3 protein-coding genes and 1 pseudogene are annotated in these 5863 nt (G+C 61.8%); 3 read left to right on the forward strand and 1 reads right to left on the reverse strand.

Annotation, left to right across the window (positions count from 1 at the left end; all coding sequences use genetic code 11):
• Nucleotides 1-271 (reverse strand): annotated as a pseudogene (locus tag WAW39_RS30855) (gfo/Idh/MocA family oxidoreductase); the annotation flags it as partial.
• A gap of 132 nt (nt 272-403) precedes the next feature.
• Between WAW39_RS30855 and WAW39_RS30860 the strand changes: the two are divergent.
• The 3 genes from WAW39_RS30860 to WAW39_RS30870 form a co-directional block, all read left to right on the forward strand.
• Nucleotides 404-1819 (forward strand): dihydrolipoyl dehydrogenase family protein, encoded by a 1416-nt coding sequence (locus WAW39_RS30860; RefSeq protein WP_422323732.1) that lies wholly within the window; start codon nt 404-406, stop codon nt 1817-1819.
• Nucleotides 1820-1889: 70 nt separating this feature from the next.
• Nucleotides 1890-4997 (forward strand): PSD1 and planctomycete cytochrome C domain-containing protein, encoded by a 3108-nt coding sequence (locus WAW39_RS30865; protein WP_422323734.1) that lies wholly within the window; start codon nt 1890-1892, stop codon nt 4995-4997.
• A gap of 1 nt (nt 4998) precedes the next feature.
• Nucleotides 4999-5863 (forward strand): DUF1501 domain-containing protein (locus WAW39_RS30870; RefSeq protein WP_422323736.1); only part of this gene is annotated, 865 nt, incomplete at its 3' end.

The raw sequence follows: 5863 nt of genomic DNA on the forward strand, positions 1-5863 counted from the left end.
CCTTCACGTCCGCACTGCCATAGCGCTCCGCCACCGCCTGCTGCGCACGCTCGATGTTTTTTTTGTTCACGTCGCAGACCGCCGTCACCCGCACATCCTCGTGATTCAAAAACGCCCGCATGTCATGCGTCCCCTGCGATCCCACCCCAATGACCCCCAGTGTGATCTTGTTCGACGGAGCCGTCTGCGAGCGCAGCACATGCGCCGGAATAAACACAGGAGCGACACCGCTGGCGATGATCTGAGACAGAAAGGAACGACGAGTCTTCATGGTGGCAGCAAAAGGGTTGGTACCTGAATGCTACGAAATCCGCCCCTGTGTTTTGAAGGACAAAGTTTGGGCGAAATCAGACAAAAGGAGCCAAGGCCTTGCGCAATCCGTATCTCCCCTGCACTTCTCCTCATGGCAGACCATTCATTCGACTTCATCGTCATCGGCGGCGGCAGCGGCGGCTACGCAGCAGCCCGCACTGCCCACAGCGCCGGCCTCCGTGTCGCAGTCATCGACGGCGCACCCGAACTCGGCGGCCTCTGCATCCTGCGCGGCTGCATGCCCAGCAAGACGCTCATCGAATCCGCCAACCGCCAGCTTCACATCCGCCACGCAGCGGAGTTCGGCCTCAAAGCCACCTCCCACGGCGTCGATGTCCGCACCATCCGCGACCGCAAACGCACCCTCATCGCCGACTTCGCCAGCTACCGCCAAGGCCAGCTCGAAGACGGCCGCTTCGCCCTCCATCGCGGCCACGCCCGCTTCATCGACGCCCACACCGTCGAAGTGCTCCCACGCGATGGCTCCGCCTCCTTTCAGGCTAGCGCCCGCACCTTCTGCATCGCCACCGGTTCTGAAGTCATGGTCCCCCACGTCCCCGGCCTCGCCGAAACCAGCTATTGGACCAGCGATGACGTGCTCGATGCCGACACCCTTCCCAAAACCATCGCCGTCCTCGGCGGCGGTGCCATCGCCCTCGAAATGGCGCATTACCTCGAAGCCATGGGTTGCCACGTGACACTCCTCCAGCGCAACACCCAGCTCCTCACCGGCCTCGACCACGAATGCAGCGATGTCATCGCCAAAGCCTACACAGAGCGCGGCATGAAGGTTCATCTCGGCACGCACCTCAGCAACGTCTCCACGCATGAAGGCCGCAAGCGCATCGAGTTCACCCAAGATGGCCACACCCACGCGATCCTCGTCGATGAAATCCTCCTCGCCATGGGCCGCGTACCCGCCACGAAGAGCCTCGCTTTGGACGCCGCCAAAGTCGCCCTGCACAAATCCAAGGTCATCGTCAATGACCGCATGCAGACCTCCCAGCCGCACATCTTTGCCGCTGGTGATGTCTGCAGCCCGCTCGATGTCGTGCACATCGCCATTCAGCAGGGCGAAATCGCCGCACGCAATGCCGCGAAACTCATTCAGGGCAAACCGGCCGATGAAACCATCGACTACCGCCTCACCCTTTTCGGCGTGTTCTCGCACCCTCAGGTCGCCGTCGTCGGCGCCACCACCGAAAAACTCAAAGCCCACAACATCCCGTTCCTCGAAGCCAGCTATCCCTTCAATGATCACGGCAAATCCATGGTCATGGGCGAAACCGCCGGCTTCGTGAAGATGCTCGCGCACATGAAAACCGGCGAGATCCTCGGAGCCTGCGTCGTCGGTCCTGAAGCGACCGAGTTGATCCATGAAGTCGTCATCGCCATGAACTTCCGCGCCACCGTGCAGCAGTTCATGGCCATCCCGCATTACCATCCCACACTGAGCGAGATCTGGACCTATCCAGCGGAGGAAATCGCGGATCAGATGGCGGACTGAGCAAGATAGTGCATCACAATCCCACGAAAAGGCGGGGCCCGACGGACGTTACCATCACAACGTCCAACCCATGCGCCAAGCCCTTCTCATCCTCCTGGCCTTCCCCGCCCTCCTCGCGGCGGAGTCCGGCAAACTGAAATACAACCGCGATGTGCGGCCCATCCTCAATGAAAAATGCTTTCATTGCCACGGCACGGATGCCGGCCACCGCAAAGGTGACCTGCGGCTGGATCTGCGCGATCAGGCGATCAAGCCCGCAAAGTCCGGCGACATCGCCCTCGTCCCCGGCAAGCCCGAACTGAGTCAGCTCATCGCGCGCGTGGAACTCCCGCACGGCAATGACGATGTGATGCCGCCCGACAAAGACGGCAAACCTTTGACCGCTGAGGAAAAAGCCATCCTGCGCCAGTGGATCAGCGAAGGCGCCGAGTATCAGGGCCACTGGGCCTTCCTCAAACCCGAGCGCTCCCCCTTGCCCAAGATCACCGATCCGAAATTCACCATTCGCAACGAGATCGACTCCTTCATCGCCGAGCGCCTTCAGGAGGAAAAACTCACCCCATCACCCGAAGCCGACCGCGCCACGCTTCTGCGCCGTGTGACGCTCGATCTCACCGGCCTGCCTCCGACATTGGAAGAAATCGCCGCCTTCGAAAATGACACCAGCCCCAAGGCCTACGAAAACGTCGTGGACCGCCTGCTCAAATCCGACCACTACGGCGAACGCATGGCCATGCAGTGGCTCGACTTCGCCCGCTTCGCCGACAGCCACGGCTTCCAGACAGACAGCAGCCGCGCCATGTGGCCTTGGCGCGACTGGGTCATCAAAGCCTTCAACGACAACAAGCCCTTCGATCAGTTCACTCTGGAACAGATCGGCGGCGATCTGCTCCCCAATGCCACCCGCGATCAAATCGTCGCCACCGGTTTCAATCGCAATCATCGCCTCAATGGCGAAGGCGGCATCATCGCGGAGGAGTGGCGCATCGAGAACATCATCGACCGCGTGGAGACGACCAGCTTCACCTGGCTCGGCCTCACGCTGAACTGCTGCCGCTGCCACGATCACAAGTATGATCCCTTCACCCAAAAGGACTTCTACTCACTCTTCGCCTTCTTCAACAACATCGCCGAGAGCGGCACCATTCAGGGCAGTTCCAACCGCAGCGGCGGCAACTCCGATCCCGTGATCTCCGTGCCAGATGCCGAAGAAGAAAAGCAGCTCGCCCTGCTTCGCAAGAAGATCGAAAAGGCGCAGGCCAAAGTCACCGAGACCCAGCTGCAACTCCCCAACCTCGTCGCCAGCTGGGAGGCTGACATGGAAAATCCGGAAGCAGCCAAGAAGCCCATGTGGGAAGTCCTTCCGATAAGTGAAGCCAAGTCCCAAGGCGGAGCCGCGCTGCGCAAGCTGCCGGATGCCTCATGGATCGCCGGCGGTCGCAATCCCGACTTTGACATCTACACCGTCACCGCACCACTCGCGGAAGGCAGCTTCACCGGCCTGCTGCTGGAGGCTTTGCCAGATCCCACGCTGCCCAATCAAAGCCTGGGCCGCGCGCCCAATGGCAACTTCGTGCTCACCGGCATCGAGGGCACCATCTCCGCCCCCACCTTGAAGACACCCATCAAAATCACCTTCACTCGCGCTGAGGCCGACTACGCGCAAAAAGGCTACGATGTGAAGCTGCTGCTCGACAAAGATCTCAAGAACGGCTGGGCCATCGACGGCAACGACCCCAAGAAACGCGTGGAGCGCAATGCCATGTTCATTGTGGACAAGGCCGTGCAAGTCCCCGCCGGTGCCACGCTGACCGTGCGCCTGCTGCATCAGTCCACCTTTGCCAGACACAATGTGGGCCGCTTCCGCCTTTCCACCACCGATTCCGAGCCCGCACTCGCCAGCATCGATGGCACGGGCGGCCCTCCTGCCGCCGTGCTGGCCGTGATGAAAACGCCCACCGAAAACCGCACACCACAGCAGCGCAGCGAGCTTGAAAAATACTACCGCGCCAGTGTGGACAGCCCCCTGCGCGATGCCGACTACGCCCTCGCCGCAGCCAAAGCAGAGCTGGAGAAATACGAGCGCATCATCCCTTCCGTGATGGTCATGAAAGAAGGCACCGTACGCGATGCCTTCATCCTCAAACGCGGCGAGTATGACAAGCCCGGAGACAAGGTCAGCATGGTCACGCCCGCCGTGCTTCCTCCCATGCCGAAGAATGCGCCCGACAACCGCCTCGGACTCGCGCAGTGGATCGTCTCGCCTGAAAATCCTCTCACCGCCCGCGTGTGGGTGAATCGTGCGTGGGAGAAATTCTTCGGCTACGGCTTGTCCAAATCCACCGAGAACCTCGGCACGCAGTCGGAGTATCCGGTGCATCCGGAACTGCTCGACTGGCTGGCCACCGAGTTCATCCGCTGCGGCTGGGACATGAAGGCCATGCAGAAGCTCATCGTCATGAGCGCCACCTACCGCCAGTCGTCCAAGCTCACGCCCGCCTTGCTCGAAAAAGATCCCGAGAACCGCCTCCTCGCACGCGGCCCACGTTTCCGTCTTCCCGGTGAAGTCGTGCGTGATCAGGCGCTCGCCATCGCCGGCCTGCTCGTGCCGAAAGTCGGCGGCCCCAGCGTGAAGCCCTACATGCCAGATGGCGTGTGGGATGATACCAGCAAATACGGCGACCTGCGCGGCTACAAGGCCGACACCGGCGAAGGCTTGTACCGCCGCAGCTTCTACACCATCTGGAAACGCACCGCAGCCCCGCCCACCATGCTGCTGTTCGATGCCCCCACACGTGAAATCTGCACCGTCAAACGCAGCCGCACTAACACACCGCTGCAGGCCCTCTCACTCCTCAATGAAGTCACCTTCGTGGAAGCCGCACGCGGCCTCGCGCAGCAGATGATGCAGCACGGTGGCACCACACCGGAGCAGCGCATCGCCTACGGCTTCCAGCGCGCCACTGCCCGCACCATCGAACCCGCAGCATTGAAGCAGCTCGCCACCGGCCTGAGCAAGCGCATCGCTGAATTCCAGGCCAAGCCCGCCGAGGCCACCGCCCTCATCGCACAAGGCACCACCAAGGCAGACGCCTCTCTCAATCCCGCCGAACTCGCCGCCTACACCACCACGGCCTCCGTCCTCCTCAACCTCGACCGCGTCATCACCCGCGACTGATATGAATCATCCCGCCCTTCAATTTCAAGACCGGCTCAACCGCCGCATCTTCCTCAAGAACTCCTCGGCTGCGATCGGTGCCGCCGCTCTCGGTTCACTCCTCCAGGACGAAGCCGCCGCTGCATCACCCGCGCGCTTCTTCCCCAACTTCGCGCCCAAGGCCAAGCGCATCATCTACCTATTCCAGTCCGGCGCACCTTCGCAGATCGATCTCTTCGATCCCAAGCCGCAGATGCAAAAGCACCGCGCCGAGGATCTGCCCGCCAGCATTCGCCAGGGCCAGCGCCTGACCACGATGACCTCCGGCCAGAAGGCCTTCCCCGTCGCTCCATCCATTTTCAAATTCGCGCAGCATGGTCAGGGCGGCGTCTGGCTGAGCGAACTCTTCCCGCATCTCTCCACCGTGGCCGATGAGATGTGTGTCATCCGCTCCATGTTCACGGAGGCGATCAATCACGATCCCGCCATTACCTTCTGCCAGACCGGCTCCCAGCTCGCAGGTCGGCCCAGCATCGGTGCCTGGCTCAGCTACGGTCTCGGCAGCGCCAATCGCGATCTGCCCGCATACGTCGTCATGACCTCCTTCGGCACGGGGCGCCGCGACGACCAGCCGCTCTATGACCGCCTTTGGGGCAGCGGATTCCTGCCCACGCAGCATCAGGGCGTGCGCTTCCGCAATTCAGGTGATCCGGTTCTCTACCTCTCCAATCCCGCAGGCGTGGACCGCCCCATGCGCCGTCAGATGCTCGATGAAATCGCCGCGCTCAATCAGCGCGACTTCGAATCCTTTGGCGATCCCGAAACCACCGCACGCATCTCCCAGTATGAAATGGCATTTCGTATGCAGATGAGCGTGCCCGATCTTG

This window comes from Prosthecobacter sp. (assembly GCF_049294395.1).
GTDB lineage: Bacteria > Verrucomicrobiota > Verrucomicrobiia > Verrucomicrobiales > Verrucomicrobiaceae > Prosthecobacter.